The following is a 23,226-nucleotide window of genomic DNA, read 5'->3' as shown; positions in this document are numbered from 1 at the left end:
CGGGCGTGGTCTCGGGACGAACCGAAGCCGGCGTCGTCAAGCTTGAGGATCAGTCCCGCGCCTTGAGAGGTGGCGCGCGGGGAGTGGTGCCGCAAGAGGGATTCGAACCCCCGACCCCGTCATTACGAATGACGTGCTCTACCAGCTGAGCTATTGCGGCGACGGCGCACGCTGTAGCGAAAGGCGCCTCTCATTGCAAGGACGCGGACGCGCGCTTCGTCAGTAGCTGGGGCGCGACGCCGGGAAGGCGCGGCCCCCGTCGAGCGTGTCGGGCGCCTCGCCGCTGGTCGGTCCCGGGTCGTCCGGCGGCCGCGACAAGGGAAACACCGCGGCGGTCGGTCGGGCGGCGATGCGCTGCTGCGGCGCCTCGGACGGTTTGGCCCCGGGCTCGCTCGACTGGGCCGGAGCCGGCGTCGCTCCGACGCGCGCCTCCGGCTTCGGCTTGCCGACGGGTTCGGCGGCGACGGCCCCCTCCTCGACCAGCGTCGGCATCTCGCGCGGAAGCGCCCCCTGCTTGGCGGGAGCAGCCGCCGGCTGCGAGGGAGCCGGGGCGGGAGGCGCGACCTGCACGGGCGTCGGGGGCCGCGGCGCCTCTTCGAGCCAGGCGTCGGCGGCGAGCTTGGGGCGCGTCTCCTCCACCGGGATCTTCCACACGAAGGCGTCGAGCTTGCCGCTGACGGGCGAGATCGGCGCCCATGTCTCGGTCGCGAGCCCGTCCGCCACCCAGGCCGGATCGCGCGGCGCGCGGAGAGCGCGGCTCAGCCATTCGCGGGCTCGACCGGAGTCTTCGTTCGCGAGCTCCTCGAGCTCGGCCATCAGCGCGCATGCGCGCGCCGTCGGGCGTACGCCGAGCAGGCGGCCGATCGACGAGCGCGCCGTGTCGAATTCGCGCGCGGCGAGCGCGGCGCGCGCAAGCGCGATCAGGCCCTCCGGATCGTCGCCGGAGCGCTCGGACAGGCTGCGCGCGCGCCGGAGCTTGTCCCGCGCCGGGTCGCCCGGCCGGACATGGACATAGACCTCCGCGAGATCAGGATGCGGCGTCTTGGCCCATGTCGCCTCGACGATCTTCATCGCCTTCTTGGCGTCGCCCTGTTCCGCGAGCAGCCGCGCGGCGAGCGCCGCGGCCGGCACGAAGTCGGGCGCCAGGCCGTGGGCCTCCCGCGCGCGCTTCACCGCGAGCGCGGGATCGCCGACGCCGTCCATCGCCTGGGCGGTCAGGAGCACTGCGCGACGGCGCTTGACGTCCGCCTTGTCGATCAGGCGGTTTGCGCTCAGCCGCTCGAGAGTGCCGAGCGCCCCGGCCCAGTCGCGCTCGGCGCATTGGAACTCGAACAGCGCCTGTCCCGCCCAGGGCGTCGCGGAGGATTGCCGCACGGCCTCCTCGGCGATGGCCTTGGCGGCGGCGCGATCGCCGCGGCGTTCGGCCTCGACGAACAGGCCGCGCAGGCCGAGCGAGCGGGTCTCGGGCGCTTCCGTCATCGCCCGGAAGGCGGCTTCGGCTCCGGCCCGGTCGCCGGCGAGCTGAGCCGCCTGCGCCGCCAGAACGAGCGTCAGAGGCTCCTTCCCGAGCAGGCGGCTAGCCTCGCTGGACTCCTTGCCCGCCCGGCGCGCGTCCCCGGTCCCGACGGCGACCACGCCGCGCGCGATCGCCTCGTAGCCTTTGGCGCGACGCCGGTTGCGGCGGAACAGCGCGAAGGCCTCAGGCCCCGCTATGATCCAGCGCATCACGTTCCACAGCAGGACGGTGGCGCATGCCACCAGGGCCACGGCGGCCGCAAGAGCCGCGACGCTCAGCTCGGCGCGGTAGCCGAGCCAGTTGATCGTCACGTCGCCTGGCCGGTCGACAAGCCACATCGCGGCGAAGGCGAAAATCCCGACAAGGGCGAGATAGAGGAGGACGCGCACCATGGTCCGAATAGCCCTCAGTCGTTCGCGGAAAGGCGGGCGAGAGCGGCGGTTCGGGCGCCGCGCAGGGCGTCCTCCGCTCCGATGCGGGCGCTCGCCTTGGCCGCCCAGTCGTCTGTCGCAGCCCGCGCGGCTTCGTCGAGTTGGCCGCGGGCGGCCAGCGCCTGCTCGACGTCGCCGGCCTCCGCAAGGCTTTCGACACGCGCGCGGACGGCCGAAGGGTCAGAGCCAGAGGCGTCCTGCGGCGTGATCTTCACGACGGCGCCGGCATTGGCCACGAAACGGTCGAACACCGAGCTCTGTGCGCCCGGCCTCAGCGGCGGCAACGCGGAGACGATCGTCCGGAGTTTCGCGGACAGGGCGGACCGCGTCGGCAACCCGCTTTGGGCGTAGCCGTCGAGCGCTGCAAGTTCGGCGGTCTCGCCGGCGGCGGCCTTGACGCTCGCAAGTTCGGCGGCGAAGGGCCGTCCGGCGTCGAGCGCCTGGCCGAGCGCCCCGAGCGCGACGACCAGCCGCGCCGCCGGATCGCCCTTGGGCCGCACCTTGAGCGCATCGGAAAGCGAGCCGACCTCATCGGCGAGCGGATCGATCTTGTCTCCTAAGGCGGCGACGCCGGTCGTGACGCTCGCGAGATCGTCCTTCGTCGGCGCGGCGACGATTCGGCGCTCCGCGTTTTCGATCCGCGAGGTCAGCACAGCGAGCTCCTCCTTCGTGACGAGATCGCCGGCGCGCAGCTCGATTCCCTCGACCCGGCCGGCAAGCACGCCGATCGCCGGATCGGGGGGCGGGTTCGCCACCTTCTCGACGAGGCCGCGCAGTTCGTTTTCGACGCCCTTCACCCGACCATTCGACGACTCGACCGCCTTGCCGAGCTCCTGCAGCCGGCCGTCGAGCTCGCCCAAGCTTGCCCCGATCGCTTTGGTGTCCGTCGCTTCGACGATCTGTCCAAGCCGCTGGTTGAGCGCGGCGACGTCGCGACGCAACCCGTCGAGCTTCGATTCGGTGGCGATGACGCGGCTAAGGTCGGCCTCGGGCGCACGAATGAGGTAGCGGCCGAAGGCGACCACGACCAGAACGGCGATGACGGCTCCTGCGACGGCTGCCGCGGCTGCGCCAAGGAAGCCAATGCCTTCCGAACGATCGCCGTCGCCGTAGCTTGGCGGGATGGACGCTTTGGGGTCGGCCGAGGCGCCGCCTGCGGAGCGCGCGGCGGCTCGCGCCTCGGCGTTCGGCGACGCCGAAGACGACTCTGCTTTCGACGCCGGGGACGGCGCGGGGCCGGGCTCGGCGGCGGGTCCAGCGGCGGCCTTGCCCGACGCCTCGTCGGAGGGGACGCCGGGCTTCATCGCGGCGGGGTCCGGGGCCTTCGCGTCTGAGGGGGACTGCTGGTCGCCGGACGGCTTGGGCGCGGCCTCGTCCGGCCTTAGAGCGTCGACTTTGGGCGAGACCGGCTTTGGAGCGGCCGCCTTCGCAGCCTCGGCGTTCCGGGCCTCGGTCTTGGACACTTCTGTCGCCGACAGGTCCAGGGTTTGCGGTCGTGGTCTCGCGGCCGACGTCGACTTCGGTTGTCCGCCGCTCTCGGGTCCTTTCGGCTCCGCCATCAGACCGTATTCCCTTTCTGACGTTTGCAGTGAGCCGGCCGCTCGAAGGCGAACAGCCCACCCTACTTAGAGCGACCGCCGCCGGAATGCGAGCCGTCGTGGACGAGCGCGGCGAGCGCCTCGAACAGCGACGGTTCGTCCGGCCGCGGGGCGACGACGACCCGAGGGCAGCCCGCGTCCAACAGCGCGCCGGCGACGCGCTGGGCGAGCGCGAGGTGGGGCAGCGCCCTGGCCTCCGCGCCCAGCCCGGCCTGGTCCGCAAGCGCGATGAAGGTCTCCGCGATCCGCCGCGAATGGTGTAGCGCCGCGCCGATCGAGCCCGCGCGCAGTCCCGCCGCGGCGGACAGGGGCAGCGTCGTCGCCGGCGTCGCCGCGTAGAGCTCCACAACCTCGGTCGCGAAGCCGTCGCGGGCGAGCGCGCCGGCGACGTCGAAAGCCCGGTCGGCGCCGGCCGCATGCAGGAAGCGCGCTCCGGGGGCGAAACGGGCGCGCGCCTCGGCCACCAGGGCCCGGCCGTCGCCGTCGGCGACGTGAACGACGGTGAAGCCTGCCTCATGGCCGGCTGCGGCCGTGCGGTCGCCGACAGCGATCAGCGGGAGGCTCCCCAGCGCCGCCATCTCCGGCCGCCGAGCCAGTTTCCGCAGGCCGTTCGCGCTCGTCGCCAGCACGGCGTCGAACCGGCCCGCGGGGATCGGCGACTCGAGGTCTTCGATCGTCAGAACGGGCGCCAGAACAGCGCGATGACCGAGCTTTGCGAGGCCGTCCGCGGTCCGCGTCGCCGCGCGTTCGGGCCGAAGGACCAGCACGTCCATGGTGGCCCTCAGCCGAACGCGGCGAGCAGATCGGCGGGGGTCCGCGCCTTGACGTCGCGTCCCGCTTCGGCGCCGAGCGCCGCCGCGTCGGTCGCCGAGCCCGAGATCACGCCTTCAACCTCGCGGGCGCCGTCGATCGAAAGCACCAGCCCGCGGAAGCTCAGCGCGCCGTCGGCGACGCGGGCTAGTCCCGCGATCGGCGTGCGGCAGGAGCCGTCGAGCACGGCGAGAAACGCCCGCTCGCAGAGCAGCGCCGCCGCCGTCGCCGCGCAATCGAGGGAGGCGAGCGCGTGATGCGTCCGGTCGTCGCCCTCGCGGGCGGTGACGGCGACCGCGCCCTGTCCCAGCGCCGGCAGGAAGTCGTCCTCGTCGAGAATTTCCGTCGCATGTTCCTGCAGGCCGAGGCGGGTCAGGCCAGCGAGCGCAAGCAGCGTGGCGTGAACCTCGCCGCGGGCGAGCTTGTCGAGCCGCGTCTGCACGTTGCCTCGGAAGGTCACGACCGAAATGTCCGGCCGGCGCCGGCGCACCAGCGCGCCGCGCCTCAGGGACGCGGTTCCGACCACGGCTCCGCGCGGCAGGTCGGCGAGCCTCGGCGCCGCGCCGCCGATCAGCGCGTCGCGCACGTCGGCGCGCGGCAGAGTGGCGGCCAGCGCCGTGCCCGGCGCGAGCGCCGTCGGAAGGTCCTTCGCCGAATGCACGGCGAGGTCGACCCGACCGTCGAGCAAGGCCTCGTCGATCTCTTTGACGAACAAGCCCTTGCCCCCCGCCTCGCTCAGAGGACGGTCCTGGATGGCGTCGCCGCTCGTCCGGATCGAGACGATCTCGACCGCGGCCGGGTCGCCGCCGAGCGCGGCGACGAGCCCGTTGCGCACCGCGTTCGCCTGCCAGAGCGCGAGCGGGCTGCCGCGGGTGCCGATGCGGAACTGGGGCGAGGGCATGCGTGTCGTCTCTCGTAGCAGCGCGTGGCCGTCCATAGCGCGACCGCGGCTCGGCGCGATAGGCGACGATCGCGACGCCCTTACCGGTCAGCCGAGCGTAACGGCGGTCCCCGAAGCGGTCACCATGAGCATGGAGCTTTCCTTGCCGACCGTCTCATAGTCGAGGTCGACGCCGATGACGGCGTTGGCGCCGCGATCCGCCGCTTCTTCGACCATCTCCTGGAGCGCTATGTCGCGCGCGGATTTGAGCTCCTTCTCGTAGGAGCCGGCGCGGCCGCCGACGATGTCGCGAACGGCTGCGAACATGTCGCGGAAGATGTTCGCGCCGAGCACGGCTTCGCCCGAGACGAGGCCGTGATATTCGACGATCCGGCGGCCTTCGACGGTGTTTGTGGTGGTGACGAGCACGACGCGTTCTCCCCTGTGGCGACCTTCGCGCCGAGGGAGATAGGGGCCGCTCCGCCGTTCGGAAGGAGCGGCGCGGCGGTGTCGGCGTCAGGTCGGGCGATGCGCCTCGGCGACCGGGGCCGGGATCGGCGCGAGCTTGCGGTCGAGCGCCTCGGCGAGGAACGCGCCGACGCAGGCATGGCCGGCGTCGTTCATGTGCAGCCGGTCGCGCGAGATCATGTCGCCGCCGCCGGCCATGGCGATCGCCTTCATGGCGGCGTAGCGGCGGGCGAGGGGAACCCCCGTCTGGCTCGCGATGGCGTCGAGCGTCGCGAGATAGGGCGCATAGGCCGCGTCCTGGTTCGGCACGTATTGCGGGTCGAGAAGGGCGGCGTCGACGCCGGCCTGGGCGATGCGGGCGAGGCCGCGTAGCGCCGTCTCGCGGAACGCGGCGAGGTCGACCTTGCGAGCCGCGTCATTGGTGCCGATCTGCCAGATGACGAGATCGGGCTTGGCGGCCGCGATCTCCTTCATCATCCGCCCTTCGGCGCCGATCGCGGTCTCCCCGCCGACGCCGCGCGCCATCACGTCGAAGGTGACGCCAGCGAGGCGGCGCTCCAGTTCGTCCTCGAGCTTCACGGTGTAGCTCTTCCCCGGCGCGCTGGCGCCGACGCCGGCCGTCGAGGATGAGCCGATCACAAGAATCCTGAACGCGTCGCCGGCCTTGAGCTCGGCGGCCGCTCGGTCGAGCTTGCCGCCCAGCCTGAGCGCCTCGTCCGAAACCTTGCAGGGCGTCAGGAGCGGAGCGGCCGACGCCGCGGAGAGGCCGAACGCGATCGAGCCGAGCAGAGCGCCTGCACGGACAAGAGAGACAAAAGACGCCATTCAGGAAAGCCTCGAAACGACGGACAGGCCAGTGCCGACCAAAGCCAAAGCGCAAGGGGTACTCATGTCCCCCTCCTTAAGGCCTTAGCATATCGGACGCGGCGGAGTCAGGTCCGTTAAATCCCGTATGGCTGAGATGCGCGCGAACCGCCCAGGTCGGCGCGGATCAGTGGCGAAAATGCCGCACGCCGGTGAAGACCATGGCGAGGCCGGCTTCGTCGGCCCGGGCGATCACGTCGGCGTCCCGCATCGATCCGCCGGGCTGGATCACGGCGGTGGCGCCGGCCTCGATCGCGGCGTCCAGGCCGTCGGCGAAGGGAAAGAAGGCGTCCGAGGCGACGACGGAGCCGACCGTCAGCGGTTCGGCGAGGCCTGCCGTTTCGGCGGCGGCCGCCGCCTTCTGCGCGGCGATGCGGGCGCTGTCGACGCGGCTCATCTGGCCGGCGCCTATGCCGACCGTCGCTCCGTCGCGGGCGTAGACGATGGCGTTCGACTTGACGTGCTTCGCCACGCGGAAAGCGAAGCGCAGATCGGCGAGCTCACGTTCGCTCGGGCCGCGCCGCGTGACGACCTTGAGCTCGACGTCGTCGATCACGGCGCTGTCGCGGGTCTGGGCGAGAAAGCCCCCCGCGACGGTGCGGATGGCGAGCCCGGGGGCGCGCGGATCCGGCAATCCGCCCGCGACCAGCAAGCGCAGGTTCTTTTTGGCGGCGACGATCTCCCGGGCGTCGTCGTCGGCGCCCGGCGCGATGATCACTTCGGTGAAGATTTCGACGATCTTCCGAGCGCTGTCCGCGTCGAGCGTCCGGTTCAGCGCGACGATCCCGCCGAAGGCCGACACCGGGTCGCAGGCGAGAGCCCGCTCATAGGCCTCGCCGAGCGTCGCGCCCTCGGCCACCCCGCAGGGGTTGGCGTGCTTGACGATGACGCAGGCGGCGGCGCGCGCGGGGTCGAATTCTGCGACGAGCTCATAAGCCGCGTCGGTGTCGTTGATGTTGTTGTAGGAGAGCTCCTTGCCCTGAAGCTGGCGCGCCGTCGCGACGCCGGGGCGCCGCTCGGACGTGCGGTAGAAGGCGGCGCTCTGATGCGGGTTCTCGCCGTACCGCAGCGCCTGCGCCAGCGTCCCTCCAAGCGCGCGGAACGTGGGCGTCGCCTCCCCCGCCTCGCCGGACAGCCAGGTCCCGATCGCGGCGTCGTAAGCGGCGGTGCGCGAAAACGCCTTGGCGGCCAGCCGACGGCGCAGATCGGGCGTGGTCGCGCCGCCATGCGCGTCCATCGCGTCGATCACGGCGGCGTAGTCCGCAGGCTCGACGACCACGGTCACATAAGCGTGGTTCTTCGAGGCGCCGCGGATCATCGCGGGCCCTCCGACGTCGATGTTCTCGATCATGTCGTCGAAGGAGGCGTCGCGCGCCAGCGTCGCCTCGAACGGATAGAGATTGACCACGAGCAGATCGATCGGCGCGATGCCGCGCTCCGCCATCGAAGCTTCGTGACCGGCGTCTCCGCGAATGGCGAGCAGCCCGCCATGGACCATCGGATGAAGCGTCTTCACCCGCCCGTCCATCATTTCGGGAAAGCCGGTGAGCGACGCGACGTCCTCGACCTTGAGACCCGCCTCGGCGATCGCCTTCGCGGTGCCCCCCGTCGAGACGAGCGCGACCTTCCGCTCGGCGAGGGCGCGCGCGAAATCAATCAGGCCGGTCTTGTCGGAGACCGACAGCAGGGCGCGGGCGATCGGGCGTTCGGTCATCGCATAGCTCCGGCTCAGACGACGAACCGGAGCGGGTAGCATCTCGGGCCCTTCAGCAGAAGGCCCGCCTTCCGGCTCCGATGCGCGCCCTTCGTCGCGGGAGCCCGGCTCATCGGGCGGCCTGCGGCTCCTCGAACAGGCTGGCGGCGGTCGGAAGCCGACGGCCGCGCGGCTGGGATTCGGGCTCGAGGCTCTCGAACGACCAGGCGACGCGGGACGCCGTCTTCACGGTCGCATGGATCACGATCTGTTCCGCCCGCCGGGGACCGAGCGGGCCGGACAGGTGGACGCTGTCTTCGAGCTCGACCGGAAAGCCGGGCGCCGAGAAGGCCCAGCCGGCGCCGCTCGGAAGCGCCAGCACCACGCCCTGTCCGTCCTGCCGGGCGCTCGCGCGCACCAAGGGATGAAGGTGAAAGCGCAGAGCGACGCGCGGATCCTCCTCCGTCGGCGCGGAGGGGCGGGCCGGGCGCAGCAGATCTTCGCCCTCGAGCCGGCGGCCGTCGGCTGAGAGCCGAAGCGCGCGTTCATGAATTACGCCGAAGCGGTCGAGGTAGCCGTCATGGCGCGCGACGACGCGCACGCCCTCGCTTGTCGCTTCGCGGCGAGAGACGACCTCCTTCGGTCCGGCGACGATCGCGTCGTGCAGCAGGCGCTTCAGCCGCTTCGGCGCGAAGGCGCAGGACGAGACGCCGCCGATGGTCAGGGTCGAGTGGGCCGCCGTGGCGCGCGCCGCCGCCTCCCAGTCCTCCCGGCCGAAACGCGGCGCGCCGCAATTGACCACGACGCGTTCGGCGCCGATCGAGAACTCGAACGACAGACAGCCGGCATGCGCCTCGCGCGACAATTCGACCGGCGGCGGCGCGCCGGAATCGATCAAAGCGAGGGCGTCGCCGGCGAAGAGGCGCTGGTAGCCGGAATGCGGCGCGTCGTCGTGCGGCCGTCCGCGCACGTCGTCATATGCGAGGATCGTCGCCGTCTGGTCGGCGGGCGCGGGGCCGGCGCCGTTGAACTGGGCGAACTCGCCGTCGCCGTGCCGGAAGAAGCGCAGCATCGGCATCATCCGGTCGATCGCGTTCATCAGCGCGGGGGGAGGCGCCATGTTGCGCGCCGTGAAGGCTTGCCGGAGAGGCAGTAGGTCGAGCAGCACGGCGACGAGCGCCGACGGGTTCCGGCTGACATGTCCGCCGTCCGCGAGGATCTGGCGGTCGAGCTCGCCGGCAAGCTCCGCGGCCGCCGATTTCGCGAGCCGGCCCTCGCCCGAAAGGCACAGCCCGGCATAGGCGAGCGCCGCCGCAACCGTGAGCCGCGGCAGGCCGTCGGGCGCGCGCCCATAGTCCCGGCCGAGACGCCGGGTCTGGCGGCCAAGGCTCCTGAGGAAGCGTCGGTAAAAGGCCGCGTCCGCGCCGTTCAGCACCAGCGGCGCATGGCAGTACCAGGAGATCAGCCGACGCGCCGTGACGTCGGGGGCGAAGGCCGGGGCGTCGTGGCCGCCGCGCAAGGCGATCCACTCGTCGACCAGCGCGCGGGCGTTGGCGCGGGACAGACTGGTGTCGGCCGCGCGCAGATGGCGCAGCCAGGCGAAGCCGTGCAGCGCCGCGGACCATTCCGGCGAGGGCGGCGGGACCTGGAACGGGGACCGCCCCTCGGTCTCGACCGTGCGGCCGGCGAACGCGAACACGCCGCTATAGATCTCGCCGGCCCGGGTCGGGTCCGAGGTCCGGAGATCATGCGGCGCGATGAGAAGCTTCTCCGGAGTCCGGCCGGCGAGCGTCAACGGCGTCCTGGCGAGCGCTCCGAGCCTTCGCTTCGCGGCGCGTGCGCCTGCCCGCAGGACGAGCCCCAGTAGACGCGTCCTGTCGCCGAGGGCTCCCACGCCCGTCACTCCCACCCTCTGCCCGGGGCCGCGAAGACGCCCCATCGACCAAGATTCTGCCACAACGACCGCCGGCTGTCGCGATTCGCGAGGAGGGTCAGCCGATGCGCAGCCGCGCGGCGAAGAACCCGTCGAGACCGGCGAGACGGGGCTCGGGGTTCGCAAGGTGCGACGGCAGGGCGCGCACGCAGCCCTGGTCGTCGATCGCCTCGCGAAGGCCCGGCAGCTCGTCGGGCGTGACCGGCTCGATCCGCGCCTTCGGGTTGCGCGCGAGAAGGCCGGCGATCTGGCGCTCGCCCTCCTCGGGCTCAAGCGAGCAGACGCCGTAGACAAGCAGCCCGCCGGGGGCGACCAGCCGGGCGGCGGCGTCGAGCAGTTGCGCCTGGATCCGGCTGAGGGAGGCCACCTCATGCTCGCGCTTCATCCAGGCGACGTCGGGGTGCCGGCGGATCGTGCCGGTCGAGGTGCAGGGCGCGTCGAGCAGCACCGCCTCGGCCGGCTCCATCGTCACGCTGGCGGCGTCGCCGACCCGCACCGACGCCGAGAGCCCCAGTCGGGACAGGTTCTGAGCCAGCCGCGTCAGCCGCTCGGCCGACTTGTCGACCGCCACGACGTCAGCGCCGGCGGCCGCGAGCTGGGCGGTCTTTCCGCCGGGCGCTGCGCAGAGGTCGATCGCGCGTTTGCCGTCGAGATTGCCGAACAGCTTCACCGGAATCGACGCCGCGGCGTCCTGCACCCACCAGCCGCCCTCCGCGAAGCCTTCGAGGGCTGCGACCTGACCGCCGGACGGCACCCGCACGCCGCCGGTCGGCAGCACGACCCCGCCAAGGCGCGCAGCCCAGCCCTCCGGGTCGGCCTTGACCGACAGGTCGAGCGGCGCCTCGAACGCGACGGCGTCGGCGATCGCCGCGGCGGTCTCCTCGCCATAGGCCTGCCGCCACCGCGCGAACAGCCACGGCGGCAGATCGAGGCCGGGTTCGGGCGTGGGCGCGCCCGCCGCCGCGATCGAGCGCAGCACGGCGTTGGCGAGGCCGGCGAAATGACGGGCGTCGGGGTCGGCCCGGGCCGCGGCGACCGCAAGATCGACCGCGGCGTGGACGGGAACGTCCATGAACAGCGCCTGGGCCGCGCCGGTCGCGAGGATCGCCTCGAGCGGGCCGCCCTTCTTCGGCATGCCCTTGTCGAGCCGCGTCGCGATCAGCCCGCGGAGCGTTCCGAACCGGCGCAGGGTGACGCCGGCGATCGCCCGCGCCAGGCCGCGGTCGCGCTCGTTCAGCGCACGAAAGCCCGTCGGGTCGTGGTCGGCCTCGAGCGCGGCGTCGAGCGTGCGGGTGCGCGATAGCACCCCGTCGACCAGGCGAATGGCCGCGCGTCGCGGCGCGAGACCCGCGGGCTCCGGCTGCTCGCGCCGCGCGAAGCCGGTTTGCGGGCGGCGAGCGCCGAACGGACGTCCGCCCGTCGGAGCCCTCAACCCCAGGGCCCGCTGCGACGGCCGGCGGAAGATCCCCACGGGCTCGACGGATCGTCACGACGCGCCGGCCGCGGCGCCGCCTCGTAGCCGCGCCCCCCGGCCCCCATCGTCCGGGCCAGCTCCATGAGCGCGGCGACGCGGTTTTCGGTCGCCGGATGCGTCGAGAACAGATTGTCCATGCGTTCGCCCGACAAGGGATTGATAATGAACATATGCGCCGTCGCCGGATTGCGTTCCGCGCCGTAGTTCGGAATGTGGGCCGCGCCGCTCGCGATTTTCTGGAGCGCCGTGGCGAGCCATTCGGGCCGCCCGCAGATCTCCGCGCCCAATTTGTCCGCGTCGTACTCCCGCGCGCGGCTGATCGCCATCTGCACGATCATCGCGGCGATCGGCGCCACGATCATCATGGCGATCGACCCGATGATTCCGAAGGGCGAGTTGTTCTCGCGATTGCCGGAGAACATGAAGCCGAAATTCGCGAGCATCGATATCGCGCCGGCGATCGTCGCGGTGACCGTCATGATCAGCGTATCGTGATTCTTCACATGCGCGAGTTCGTGCGCCATCACCCCGGCGACTTCTTCGCGGGTGAGCGAGTTCAGCAGGCCGGTGGTCGCGGCGACGGCGGCGTGTTCGGGGTTCCGGCCGGTCGCGAAGGCGTTCGGCTGGTCCTCGTGCATGATGTAGACTTTCGGCATCGGCAGGTTCGCGCGCTGCGCGAGCTCGCGGATCATGCCGTAGAATTCGGGGGCGGACCGCTCGTCGACCTCCTCGGCGCCGTGCATCGACAGCACCATCTTGCCGGAATTCCAGTAGCTGAAGGCGTTCATGGCGAGCGCCACGGCGAAGGCGACGGCCATGCCGCCCTTGCCTCCGATCAGAAATCCGACGCCCATGAACAGCGCGGTGAGGCCCGCAAGCAGGATCGCCGTGCGAAAGTAGTTCATTGACGTCGGTCTCCTCGGCTCGTGTCATGCGCGCTCGCCGCGCCTCGCTTATATGTGCGCGACGCGACCGCTCCGCCACCAATGGCGCACACGATCGGATCAGTTGGAGACGGAACCCGGCATGAACGACGCTTCGCGCAAATCCGTGTCCGAAGCCGCCGCCCGCGCCCTTGCGGAAGCCGAAGCGCGGCGCGCCGATCAGGAGCGCGCCGAGGCCGAGCTGAAGCGGACGCGCGAGATCGACGGCCGGAAGGGACCCGATCCCGTGCGCTACGGCGACTGGGAAGCCAAGGGAATCGCGAGCGATTTCTGAAACCGAGCCGGCCCCTTCCCGGCGCCCGGTCGCGGCGAGGCTCGTCCGCCGGGGCCTTGCGGGCGCGGGGCTGGTCGCGGCCGTGACGGCTGCGATCGTTCTGTCCGATCTCGACCGGTGGCTGCCGCTCGACCTGAGGGCGCCGCCCGGCGTCTTCACCCAGTGGCGCATCCGGATGCTCGGCGCCGCCCCGGAGGCCTGCGCCGCCGTCCTCCGGCGTTCCGCGGTCGCCGCGACGCCGATTCCGGCGCGCGCCGCGGCGGCCGGCTGCGGCTTTTCCGACGGCGTGACGGTGAGCGGCGTGGCGCTTGGCGCAACGTCGCCCGTCATGCGCTGCCCCCTCGCGGCGGCGTTCGTCGTATGGGAGCGCCACGTCGTGCAGCCAGCCGCCCGGCGGCGTCTGGGGCGGCCGGTCGCCCGCGTCGAACATCTCGGAACCTATGCCTGCCGCGACGTCGCAGGACGGAGCGGCCGCAGATCCCAGCACGCGACGGCGAACGCGATCGACGTCTCAGGCTTCGCTCTCGCCGGCGGCGGCGCCGTGTCGATCCTCGCCGATTGGCGCGGCGACGGCGCCGAGGCCCGCTTCCTGCGCGAGGTCCGGGACGGCGCCTGCGGGCTGTTCGCAGGCGTGCTGTCGCCGGACTATGACGCCGCGCATCGCGACCATCTCCATCTCGATCTCGGCCGGTTCGACAGCTGCCGCTAGCTGGCGCGGATACGTCCGCTGGACGGGCGCGGAAAGCCGAATTCGAACAAATCGTGGAACTATGTATGTCGTCGGCAACGGTCTGTTGACGCGTGGCCCTGTCTGTCATGCCGGTGGAGTAACCGTCCGGGTCCCATTTGGGCCGGGCAAGTCGAGGCGACGGGAATGCTTATGCGACGTGGGTCGGCGCGCGTGATCGGATGGGGCGCCGCCGCCCTGCTTGTGGTCGCGGGGGCGACGCCGGCCTCGGCCCGGGACACGGTGCCGTTCGAGAGCGCCTCCTACAGCGCCGGCACGATCCTGATCCGAAATTCGGAACGCGCGCTCTATCTCGTCACGGGCAACGGCAAGGCCTACCGTTACAGGGTCGCCGTCGGCCGGCCCGGCAAGCAGTGGTTCGGCTCGGCCTACATCAAGGGCAAGTATGTCCAGCCAGCCTGGTCGCCCCCGGACGAGGTGCGGCGCGACAAGCCGTCTTTGCCCGACGTCATCCCCGGCGGCTCGCCGAGGAACCCGATGGGTCCCCGCGCGATCCTGCTCGATCGCTCCGAGATCGCGATCCACGGCACCAACCGCCCGAAATCGATCGGCGCCTTCGCCTCCTATGGCTGCATCCGCATGTTCAACAAGGACATCCTCGACCTCTACGAGCGCGTCAGCGTCGGCGGCAAGGTGGTGGTGGTGCCGTGAGGGGACTGACGACCGAGCCGTCCCCACTTCGATGTGTGGCGCGCGCGCACATCGTCCGCTCGGCTAAGCTGCAAGCGCACGCCGTTGGAGGTTCGCATGCGCGCCGCCCCGCCGGACTGGCCCGATGGGCTGATCCTGTTCGACGGCGTCTGCGCGCTGTGCTCGCGCTGGGTGAGGGCGGTGATCGCCCGCGACCGCTCGCGGCGCTTCCGGTTCGCGTCGATCCAGTCGCCCTACGGCCAGACGCTCGCGGCGGCGGCCGGGGTCGATCCGCACGCGCCTGACACGAACGCCGTCGCGCTCGAGGGACGGCTCCTGTTCAAGTCCGACGCGGCGCTTGCGGTGCTCGGCGAACTGGACGGGCTCGGCTGGACCCGCGCGCTCCGCGCCGTGCCGAAGCCGGCACGGGACTTCGTCTATGACCGCGTGGCGCGGAACCGCTACGTTCTGTTCGGCAAGCACGAGAGCTGCTTCCGGCCGCCGCCGCAGGATCGCGATCGCTTCCTCGACGACGCGCCGCCGCCGGCCGCGGGCGGCTGACGCCTCCGCGGGTCCGACGTTCGGTTCCGGAAGCGCGGCCTCAGGCGGCCTGGCCCTTCCTGCGGTTCTGGCGGCGCTGAACCAGGTCGTCGACGACCGCGGGGTCGGCGAGCGTCGAGGTGTCGCCCAGCGCGTCCGGGTCGTCCTCGGCGATCTTGCGCAGGATGCGGCGCATGATCTTGCCCGAGCGCGTCTTGGGCAGGCCGGGAGCGAACTGGATCAGGTCGGGCGAGGCGATCGGGCCGATGTCCTTGCGCACCCAGGCCACCAGCTCCTTTTTGAGCTCGTCGGTGCCCTCGACGCCGTCCATCAGGGTGACATAGGCGTAGATGCCCTGACCCTTCATGTCGTGCGGGTATCCGACGACGGCCGCCTCCGACACTTTCTCATGCGCGACCAGCGAGCTCTCGACCTCGGCGGTGCCCATCCGGTGGCCGGAGACGTTGATGACGTCGTCCACCCGGCCCGTGATCCAGTAGTAGCCGTCCGCGTCCCGCCGACAGCCGTCGCCGGTGAAGTACTTGTTGGGATAGGTGGAGAAATAGGTCTCCTCGAAGCGCTTATGGTCGCCATAGACCGTGCGCATCTGGCCGGGCCAGCTCTCGGCGATGACGAGATTGCCTTCCGCCGCTCCCTCCAGGACCTTGCCGTCCGCGTCGACCAGCTCCGGCTTCACCCCGAAGAACGGCAGCGTCGCGGAGCCAGGCTTGAGGTCGGTCGCGCCGGGAAGGGGCGTGATCAGGATGCCGCCGGTCTCGGTCTGCCACCAGGTGTCGACGATCGGGCAGCGGCTGTCGCCGACGACGCGGAAGTACCACTCCCAGGCCTCCGGGTTGATCGGCTCGCCGACCGAACCGAGCAGGCGCAGGGAGGCGCGCGAGGTCGCCTTCACCTTATCCTCGCCGCCGCCCATCAGCGAGCGGATGGCGGTGGGGGCGGTGTAGAAGATGTTGACCTTGTGCTTGTCGACCACCTCCCAGAATCGCGAGCTCGAGGGATAGTTCGGCACGCCCTCGAACATCAGCGTGATCGCGCCGTTCGCGAGGGGTCCATAGACGATGTAGGAGTGCCCGGTCACCCAGCCGACGTCGGCGGTGCACCAGTACACGTCGCCCTCGTGGTAGTCGAAGATCGCCTCATGCGTGAAGGCGGCGTAGACGAGATAGCCGCCGGTGGTGTGCAGGACGCCCTTGGGCTTTCCCGTCGAGCCCGAGGTGTAGAGGATGAACAGCGGATCTTCCGCGTTCATCTCCTCCGGCTCGCAGTCGGGCGAGGCGCTCGCGACGGCGTCCTCGTAGCGGATGTCGCGTCCCTCCGTCATCGGCACGTCGGAGCCCGTGCGGGTGACGACGAAGACCGTGTCGACATTGCCGACCTTCGCAATCGCTGCGTCGGCGTTTTTCTTGAGCGGCACCTTCTTGCCGCCGCGCAGGCCCTCGTCGGCGGTGATCAGCACGCGGGACTCGCAGCCTTCGATGCGGCCGGCGAGGCTGTCCGGCGAAAATCCTCCGAACACGATCGAATGCACCGCCCCGATGCGAGCGCAGGCGAGCATGGCGTAGGCCGCCTCCGGGATCATCGGCAGATAGATCGTGACCCGGTCGCCCTTCTTGACGCCGCGATCCTTCAGCGCGTTCGCGAAGCGGCAGACGTGATCGTGCAGCTCCTTATAGGTGATGGCCTTGGAGTCTTTGGGGTCGTCGCCCTCCCACAGGATCGCGGTCTGGTCGCCGCGGTCCTTCAGGTGGCGGTCGACGCAATTGGCCGAGACGTTGAGCGAGCCGTCCTCGTACCATCTGATCGAGACGTTTCCGGGCGCGTAGGAGACGTTCCTCACCTTGGTGAAAGGCTTGATCCAGTCGACGCGCTTCGCCTCATCCGCCCAGAAGCCGTCGGGGTCCTCGATCGAGCGCGCATAGTCGGCGTCGTATTTCGCCTTGTCGTAATGAGCGCGCTTGGCCCATTCCGCCGGCACCGCGTGGATCTTGTCGGACATCGGGCGCGCTCCCAGTCGCGTTTCTTGCTCCCGCCATGAACCGACGGGCTCGCCGGAACTCTAGGTTCAAGCCGCGGGCGCCTCAAGGCGTTCGCCATCGCACTTTGGGACGGCGCTCCGCACCGAAAAGCGGTCGTTCGACCACTTAAGAGTCCAAAAACATTCCAATGACAGAGCTCAGCCGCGGGAGTACCGTGCCGGCGGCGGCGCGTCCTTTGCGGAGTGGGGCAGTGAGCGACGACGGCGGAGATATCAGCGTGCGCGCGAGCGCGGCGAAGGGCGTTTGCGAGGCGCCCCGGGGGCGCAGCGTCACCGGGGGACGCAAATCATGAGCAGCATCGGCGACGAGGACATCGACGACACCGGCGCCACCGGCGACGCCAAGATCGACGGGCTTCTCGGACAGTATCACTGGTCGCTCTACGGCCAGAACGTGATGCGGTACTCGATCACGGACAGTTACGACGATTATGAGGACTCGCGCGAGGCCCTGATCGACGACTATCCCGATTCCAACGCCGAGGACGTCTTCGCGATGCCGGCGAACATGGTTCGGGGCATCGCCGACGCGGCGGCCGAGTTCCGGAACATCCTGACCTTCCGGTTCGACATCGACCAGAACGCCCAGCAGGGGTCGCGGATCCGCTACGGCATCACGGATTTCAGCAACGAGGACACGGACGCGCCGGCCTACGCCTACATGCCGGACGACGAGGACGGCATCACCGACATCGACATCCAGAACTGGATGTCGGGCGACGTGTTCTTCAACGAAGACAAATTCACCGCCGCCAACCCGGTCGTCGGCAGCTACGCATACCACACCATCCTTCACGAGACCGGCCACGCCATGGGTCTCAAGCACGGCCACGAGAGCGAGGAGTTCGATAACGACTTCGTGCGGGCGGCGCTGCCGCGGGAGTGGGACTCGATGGAGTTCTCGGTCATGACGTACCGCTCCTACGTGGGCGATGACGTCAAGGGCGGCTACTCCAACCCCGCCGGCCATTACGCCCAGACGCTGATGATGCTCGACATCGCGGCGCTGCAGTCGATGTACGGCGCCGACTTCACCTCCCAGTCACGCGCCACGACCTACAGTTGGGATCCGACCGACGGCTCCTATTCCATCAACGGCGTGAAGCAGTGGACGCCGCTCGACGACGTCGTGTTCATGACGATCTGGGATGGCGGCGGCCAGGACACCTACGACTTCGCGACATACGGCTCCAACATCGACGTCGACCTCGCCCCGGGCGGCTTTGTCGACCTGAACGCCCAGATCGCTCAGCTCGAGGTGGTCAAGGGCGTCGTCACGCAGGCGGCGCGCGGCAACGTGTTCAATGCGCTGCAATACCAGGACGATTTGCGCTCCCTGATCGAGAACGCGACGACCGGTTCGGGGAACGACACGCTTGGCGGCAACGTCGCGAACAACGCGTTGGACTCGGGTCGCGGCAACGACGTGCTGCGCGGCGGCGTCGGCGACGACACGCTGACCGGCGGGGCCGGATCGGACACGATCTCCGGCGGGACCGGCGTCGACTACGCCGCCTACACCGACAAGACCGGCGTGTCGGTGACGATCGCGCGCATCGGAGCGGCCGCGGTCGGAGCCTGGGACGTGACGGGCTTCGCCGAAGGCGGAGGCGATCAACTGACGGGCGTCGAAGGCTTCATCTTCGGCGAGGGCGCCGACAACGTCCAGGTGAGGGGCGCGCCCGCGATCTATCTCAACGGCCAGGACGGCAACGACACGCTGAACGGCGGCGACGGCGCGGTCACGCTGGTCGGCGGCCGGGGGACCGACGCGCTCGTCGTCGGCGACGGCGTGTTCACGGTCTATGGCGGGCTTGTCACGCCCGCGGGCAACTCGGTCGGCGCGCGCAGCCAGAACGACCGGCTGGTGCTCGACCGCAGCGGCGACGACGACGGCTACTTCTTCGGCAGCGACTTGCCCGACAAGTTCGCGAGATTCTACGATTTCGAGGGCTCGAGCGCCGAAGGCATCGCGCGCATCCAGTTCACCGGCGGCGACGGCGACGACGCGCTCTACGGCGCGATCGGCGCCGACACGCTGGCGGGCGGCCGCGGGCGAGACCTGCTCGAAAGCTATGCCGGCGACGACGTCGTCCGCGGCGGCGGAGACGTCGACACGATCCGGCTGGGCCTCGGAAACGACACTGCTTTCGGAGACGAAAGCGACGACTATCTCGACGGCGAGGAGGGCGACGACGTCCTCTGGGGCGGAATCGGATCGGACCTGCTGTATGGCGGCGAAGGAAACGACGAGATCCACACCGGCCGAGGAGACGACCTCGGCGTCGACGGCGAGGCCGGCAACGACACGCTGATCGGCGACGTCGACGACGAGAACCTGACCGGCGGGACCGGCCACGACTCGCTCGTGGGCGCGGACGGCGCCGACTACCTCCAGGGCGGCGCAGGCGACGACACGCTCGACGGAGGGAACGGCGCCGACGTGCTGCTCGCGGGCGGCGGGAGAGTGGTCGCGATCGGCGGCGCTGGCTTCGACAAGCTCGCGATCGACCGCAGCGGGGAATCGAAGGGCCTCTCCTTCTTCGTCAACGGCGCCAAGGGCAGCGACGGGTCAAGCTCGAGCGGAATCGAGGAGCTCGACTATTTTGGGGGCAGCGGCGCGGACACCGTCACCGCCGGGGCCGGAAGCGACGACATCCATGGCGGCCGTGGCGCCGACGTGCTGAACGGCGGGGCCGGCCGCAACTTCCTGTATGGCGACGCGGGCGCCGACGTCCTCACCGCCGGCTCCGGACGCGACCAGTTCGAGGGCGGCGAAGGCGCGGACCGCTTCGTGTTCCGCGGCGATTTCGGCGACGACGTCATCGCGGACTTCGACGCCGCCCCCGCGGGCGGGCAGGACCGGATCGACCTACGCTCCTTCGATTTCGCCAGCTTCGCCGATTTCCGATCGGAGGTCACGTTGGCCGGAGCGTCGACGGCGACGCTGACCTTCGGGAGGGACGGGCCGACCCTCACGCTGAGCGGCGTCGGCGTCTCGGCGCTGGGCGCGGCGGACTTCTTGTTCTAGCCGGCCGCCGGGACCAGCCGCCACACGGTCGACGTCTTGATCTCGGCGTCCTCGAGGTCGCGCGTGACGGGAACGGCGTAGCTCGCAAGCGCGACGAGGCGGGCTCTCGGAAGGTAGCTGCGGCCGGGATCGCCGATCAGCACGGGGACGCCGTCGGCGAGGAAGCCGTCGAGCCAGGCGAGCAGTCGGGTGGCGAGGTCGCGCTCGTAAAACAGGTCGCCGACCGTCACGAGGTCGACCGGCGGTCGCGGGCGACCGATCGGGTCGGCCCCGGAGGCGTCCACCGCGACGCCGTTCGCCGCGGCGTTGAGCGCGATGGCGGCGAGCGCGAAGCGGTCGACGTCGACCGCCCGCGCCGAGGCCGCGCCGGCCTTCATCGCGGCGATCGCGACGAGACCGGAGCCTGAGCCGACGTCGAGCACGCGCCTGCCGCGGACGATCTCGGGGTGGTCGAGCAGATGGCGCGCCAGCGCCTGGCCGCCGGCCCAGGCGAAGGCCCAGAACGGCGGCGGCAGGCCCACCTCCGCCAGTTCCTCCTCCGTGCGCGACCACAGCGGCGTCGCTTCGTCGGCGACGTGGAGCGAAATCTCCGAGGCGTGCGGAACGGGTCGAAGCCGCGTCTCGGCGCGGACGAAGGCCGCGTGGTCATGGAGGGGAGGAGGCCGCGCGGGATCGTTCAAGCCTTCACGCCGCCCATCCGGCAGATTTCGGCCCATTCGTCGTCCGTCACCGGCTGGACCGAGAGACGCGAATTCGAGGTCAGCGCCATCCCAGCGAGCTTCGGGTTGGCCTTGGCGCCGGCGAGCGTCACCGGCTTCGGCACGTCCGCGACGGCGCGAAGGTCGACGCACTCCCAGGTCGGATTGTCGGCGGTCGAATCCGGATGGGCGAGCTTCGCCACCTCGACGATCCCGACGATCTCCTTGCCTTCGTTCGAATGGTAGAAGAAGCCGCGGTCGCCGAGCTTCATCGCCCGCATGTTGTTGCGCGCCTGGTAGTTGCGCACCCCGGTCCATTCCGCGCCGTCGGCGCCGGCCGCCTTCTGCTGCTCCCACGACCAGGAATCGGGCTCGGATTTGAACAGCCAGTAGGCCATGGGACAGGTCTCTCCGGACGATGCTGCGATGTGTGATCGGCGTGGGCGATCCCCATGCCCGAGCTGCGACGGGCACGGATGGTTTCTGACGTCAGGCCTCGGCCCTGAGCGGGCGGGCGAGCAGGCTTTCGACGGCCTCCGCCACGCTGACGCGGCCCCCAACCACGTCGGCGACGGCCGAGGAGATCGGCATCTCCACGCCATGGCGCCGGGCGAGCGCGACCAGCGCGTCGGCCGTGGCGGCGCCCTCCGCGAGCTTCTCGGGAGGCGGCTCGCCGCGGCCAAGCGCAAGGCCGAGCGAAAAGTTGCGGGATCTGGGCGAGCTCGCGGTCAGCACGAGGTCGCCGAGGCCGGAGAGGCCGGCGAGCGTCTCGCTGCGGGCGCCGAGCGCCACGCCGAGCCGCGCGAGCTCCGCGAAGCCGCGCGCGACCAGCGCCGCGACCGCGCTCGCGCCAAGCCCCCGGCCCTCGACCGCGCCGGCTGCGATCGCAAGGACGTTCTTCGCAGCCCCGCCGAGCGCCACGCCGACCACGTCGCTCGAACGATAGGGCCGGAACGATCGGGTCGCGAGCGTCTCCGCGACGCGGGCGGCGACGGTCTCGTCGGCCGAGGCGAGGGTGACGGCTGTCGGAAGACCGCGCGCGACGTCCTCCGCGAAGCTCGGCCCCGAGAGCAGCGCAGCGGCATGGCCGGGCAGCGTCTCGGCCAGCACCTCCGGCGGCAGCGCCAGCGTCCCGCGTTCGACGCCCTTGCAGCAGGCCACCACCACGGCGCCGCTGGAGAGACGATCCGCAAGCGCGACCGTTACGCCGCGCAGGGCCTGCGTCGGGACCACCAGGAGAACGATCTCCGCGCCCCGGATCGCGTCCGGGTTCGCGGTCGGCAGCACGCCGGGGTGCAGGCGGACCCCTGGCAAGCGGAGCGCGTTGACGCCGCCGCCCGCCATGTCGGCCATGCGGGCCATGTCGCGGCCGAGCAGGGGCGTCGGCCGGGCCGTCGCCTCGGCCGCCACATTGGCGAGCGCCGTGCCCCAGGCGCCGGCGCCCACGACCGCGACGCTCACGCCTTGGCTCCAGGGGCTGCTGCGGCGGCGTCGAGCGGCCAACGCGGTCGCGGCGCGAAGTCCAGTCCGTCCGACAGGCCGAGCGCGAGGCGCTCGGCGCCCGCCCAGGCGATCATCGCGCCGTTGTCGCCGCAGAGCGCGAGCGGGGGCGCCACCAGCCGAACGCCGACCTCGGCCGAGAGGCGCTGCAGGCCGCGGCGGATCGGCCCGTTCGCCGCGACCCCGCCCGCCGCGACCAGCGCGGTCGGCCGCCCGTAGCGCTCGCCGAACAGCCGGAAGGCGGCGCGGGCGCGGTTGACCACCACGTCGACGACGGCGGCCTGGAAGCCGGCGCACAGGTCGTCGACGTCGCCCTCGCTCAGCGGCGCGCAGCGTTCCGCCTCGAGCCGAACGGCGGTCTTTAGCCCGGAGAGCGAGAAGTTCGGCTCGGGCCGTCCGATCATCGGTCGCGGGAAGACGAAGCGGGCGGGATCGCCCTGGACCGCGCGGCGCTCCACCTCGGGGCCGCCGGGATAGCCGAGGCCCAGCATCTTCGCGACCTTGTCGAACGCCTCGCCCAACGCGTCGTCGACGGTTGTTCCAAGCCGCGCGTAGTCGCCGACGCCCTTGACCGCGACCAGCTGGGTGTGGCCCCCCGAGGCGAGCAATAGCAGATAGGGAAAGCTGACCCCGTCCGTCAGCCGGGCGGTGAGCGCGTGGGCTTCGAGATGGTTGACGGCGACGAAGGGCGCGCCCGCCACCAGCGCCAGCGCCTTGGCCGCGGTCAGCCCGACGATGACGCCCCCGACCAGCCCTGGCCCGGCCGCGCCGGCGACGCCGTCGAGGTCCGTGACTGTGACGCCCGCGGTCTTCAGCGCAGCGGCGATCACGCCGTCGAGCGCGTCGATATGGGCGCGAGCGGCGATTTCGGGCACGACGCCGCCATAGGGCGCGTGCTCTTCGATCTGCCCGCGCACCACATTCGACAGAATGGCGCCCGGTCCCGCGCCTTCGCGCCGCACGACGGCGGCGGCGGTCTCGTCACAGGTCGTTTCGAGTCCGAGGACGAGCATGGGGCGGGTGAGCGGTCCGGATGGCGGTTCAGGATGCATAGCGTCGCCGCCCGCTCGGCGCCACCGTGATCGGCGTTCGGGCGAGCGCGAATGTTTCTTCTGAAGAATTATTTTTTCCGTCTAAT

The 23,226-nt window shown here is 71.1% G+C and carries 20 protein-coding genes and 1 tRNA gene; 5 read left to right on the top strand and 16 right to left on the bottom strand.

The window, feature by feature from the left end; all coding sequences use genetic code 11:
- Nucleotides 1–84: 84 nt before the first annotated feature.
- The 11 genes from ACO2RJ_RS17790 to htpX all read right to left on the bottom strand — a co-directional run bounded on the left by ACO2RJ_RS17790 (nt 85) and on the right by htpX (nt 12,572).
- A tRNA-Thr gene (locus ACO2RJ_RS17790) sits at nt 85–160 on the bottom strand.
- 59 nt (nt 161–219) lie between these two features.
- On the bottom strand, nt 220–1,908 hold the full coding sequence (locus ACO2RJ_RS17785; protein WP_423269472.1) for a heme biosynthesis HemY N-terminal domain-containing protein: 1,689 nt from the start codon (nt 1,906–1,908) through the stop codon (nt 220–222).
- 14 nt (nt 1,909–1,922) lie between these two features.
- Nucleotides 1,923–3,410: a COG4223 family protein gene (locus tag ACO2RJ_RS17780; RefSeq protein WP_423269471.1), complete on the bottom strand. Its 1,488-nt coding sequence runs from the start codon at nt 3,408–3,410 to the stop codon at nt 1,923–1,925.
- A gap of 158 nt (nt 3,411–3,568) precedes the next feature.
- Nucleotides 3,569–4,318, bottom strand: coding sequence for a uroporphyrinogen-III synthase (locus tag ACO2RJ_RS17775; protein WP_423269470.1), 750 nt, complete (start codon nt 4,316–4,318; stop codon nt 3,569–3,571).
- An 8-nt stretch (nt 4,319–4,326) separates the two neighbouring features.
- Complete coding sequence (gene hemC, locus ACO2RJ_RS17770) at nt 4,327–5,256, bottom strand: hydroxymethylbilane synthase (protein WP_423269469.1); 930 nt, start codon at nt 5,254–5,256, stop codon at nt 4,327–4,329.
- An 87-nt stretch (nt 5,257–5,343) separates the two neighbouring features.
- Nucleotides 5,344–5,664, bottom strand: coding sequence for a heavy metal-binding domain-containing protein (locus tag ACO2RJ_RS17765; protein ID WP_423269468.1), 321 nt, complete (start codon nt 5,662–5,664; stop codon nt 5,344–5,346).
- 87 nt (nt 5,665–5,751) lie between these two features.
- Nucleotides 5,752–6,528 carry an SGNH/GDSL hydrolase family protein gene (locus ACO2RJ_RS17760; RefSeq protein WP_423269467.1) on the bottom strand — a complete coding sequence of 259 codons (777 nt, stop codon included), beginning with the start codon at nt 6,526–6,528 and terminating at the stop codon, nt 5,752–5,754.
- Nucleotides 6,529–6,694: 166 nt separating this feature from the next.
- On the bottom strand, nt 6,695–8,281 hold the full coding sequence (purH, locus tag ACO2RJ_RS17755) for a bifunctional phosphoribosylaminoimidazolecarboxamide formyltransferase/IMP cyclohydrolase (RefSeq protein ID WP_423269466.1): 1,587 nt from the start codon (nt 8,279–8,281) through the stop codon (nt 6,695–6,697).
- A gap of 109 nt (nt 8,282–8,390) precedes the next feature.
- Nucleotides 8,391–10,154, bottom strand: a complete 1,764-nt coding sequence (locus ACO2RJ_RS17750) for a heparinase II/III family protein (protein WP_423269465.1) — start codon at nt 10,152–10,154, stop codon at nt 8,391–8,393.
- A 97-nt stretch (nt 10,155–10,251) separates the two neighbouring features.
- Entirely contained in the window at nt 10,252–11,625 is a 1,374-nt protein-coding gene (locus ACO2RJ_RS17745; RefSeq protein WP_423269464.1) for an RsmB/NOP family class I SAM-dependent RNA methyltransferase, read from the bottom strand.
- Nucleotides 11,622–12,572 carry a zinc metalloprotease HtpX gene (htpX, locus tag ACO2RJ_RS17740; RefSeq protein WP_423269463.1) on the bottom strand — a complete coding sequence of 317 codons (951 nt, stop codon included), beginning with the start codon at nt 12,570–12,572 and terminating at the stop codon, nt 11,622–11,624. Before htpX ends, ACO2RJ_RS17745 begins: the two co-directional genes overlap by 4 nt.
- 121 nt (nt 12,573–12,693) lie before the next feature.
- Here htpX and ACO2RJ_RS17735 point away from each other — a divergent pair, with 121 nt between their 5' ends.
- The 4 genes from ACO2RJ_RS17735 (at nt 12,694) to ACO2RJ_RS17720 (ending at nt 14,824) form a co-directional block, all read left to right on the top strand.
- Nucleotides 12,694–12,885: a DUF1674 domain-containing protein gene (locus ACO2RJ_RS17735; RefSeq protein WP_423269462.1), complete on the top strand. Its 192-nt coding sequence runs from the start codon at nt 12,694–12,696 to the stop codon at nt 12,883–12,885.
- 82 nt (nt 12,886–12,967) lie between these two features.
- Nucleotides 12,968–13,594 (top strand): extensin family protein, encoded by a 627-nt coding sequence (locus ACO2RJ_RS17730; protein ID WP_423269461.1) that lies wholly within the window; start codon nt 12,968–12,970, stop codon nt 13,592–13,594.
- Nucleotides 13,595–13,759: 165 nt separating this feature from the next.
- Nucleotides 13,760–14,284 (top strand): L,D-transpeptidase, encoded by a 525-nt coding sequence (locus ACO2RJ_RS17725; protein WP_423269460.1) that lies wholly within the window; start codon nt 13,760–13,762, stop codon nt 14,282–14,284.
- Between the two features lie 96 nt (nt 14,285–14,380).
- Nucleotides 14,381–14,824 carry a thiol-disulfide oxidoreductase DCC family protein gene (locus ACO2RJ_RS17720; RefSeq protein ID WP_423269459.1) on the top strand — a complete coding sequence of 148 codons (444 nt, stop codon included), beginning with the start codon at nt 14,381–14,383 and terminating at the stop codon, nt 14,822–14,824.
- A gap of 40 nt (nt 14,825–14,864) precedes the next feature.
- Here the strand turns inward: ACO2RJ_RS17720 and acs are convergent, their stop codons facing one another.
- Nucleotides 14,865–16,820 carry an acetate--CoA ligase gene (gene acs / locus ACO2RJ_RS17715; RefSeq protein ID WP_423269458.1) on the bottom strand — a complete coding sequence of 652 codons (1,956 nt, stop codon included), beginning with the start codon at nt 16,818–16,820 and terminating at the stop codon, nt 14,865–14,867.
- Between the two features lie 328 nt (nt 16,821–17,148).
- Between acs and ACO2RJ_RS17710 the strand changes: the two genes are divergently transcribed.
- Nucleotides 17,149–19,890, top strand: a complete 2,742-nt coding sequence (locus ACO2RJ_RS17710; RefSeq protein WP_423269457.1) for a M10 family metallopeptidase — start codon at nt 17,149–17,151, stop codon at nt 19,888–19,890.
- Here the strand turns inward: ACO2RJ_RS17710 and ACO2RJ_RS17705 are convergent.
- The 4 genes from ACO2RJ_RS17705 to tsaD form a co-directional block, all read right to left on the bottom strand.
- Nucleotides 19,887–20,606 carry a class I SAM-dependent methyltransferase gene (locus ACO2RJ_RS17705; protein ID WP_423269456.1) on the bottom strand — a complete coding sequence of 240 codons (720 nt, stop codon included), beginning with the start codon at nt 20,604–20,606 and terminating at the stop codon, nt 19,887–19,889. The two genes, ACO2RJ_RS17710 and ACO2RJ_RS17705, sit on opposite strands and share 4 nt — an antisense overlap.
- On the bottom strand, nt 20,567–20,986 hold the full coding sequence (locus ACO2RJ_RS17700) for an EVE domain-containing protein (RefSeq protein ID WP_423269455.1): 420 nt from the start codon (nt 20,984–20,986) through the stop codon (nt 20,567–20,569). Before ACO2RJ_RS17700 ends, ACO2RJ_RS17705 begins: the two co-directional genes overlap by 40 nt.
- Before the next feature lie 91 nt (nt 20,987–21,077).
- Nucleotides 21,078–22,049 (bottom strand): NAD(P)H-dependent glycerol-3-phosphate dehydrogenase, encoded by a 972-nt coding sequence (locus ACO2RJ_RS17695; protein WP_423269454.1) that lies wholly within the window; start codon nt 22,047–22,049, stop codon nt 21,078–21,080.
- Complete coding sequence (gene tsaD, locus ACO2RJ_RS17690) at nt 22,046–23,101, bottom strand: tRNA (adenosine(37)-N6)-threonylcarbamoyltransferase complex transferase subunit TsaD (RefSeq protein WP_423269453.1); 1,056 nt, start codon at nt 23,099–23,101, stop codon at nt 22,046–22,048. Before tsaD ends, ACO2RJ_RS17695 begins: the two co-directional genes overlap by 4 nt.
- Nucleotides 23,102–23,226: the final 125 nt, after the last annotated feature.

Source organism: Hansschlegelia sp. KR7-227, assembly GCF_049446035.1.
Lineage (GTDB): Bacteria > Pseudomonadota > Alphaproteobacteria > Rhizobiales > Methylopilaceae > Methylopila.
Note: the sequence above shows the minus strand (reverse complement) of the source record. Positions and strands in the feature narration are given on the sequence as shown.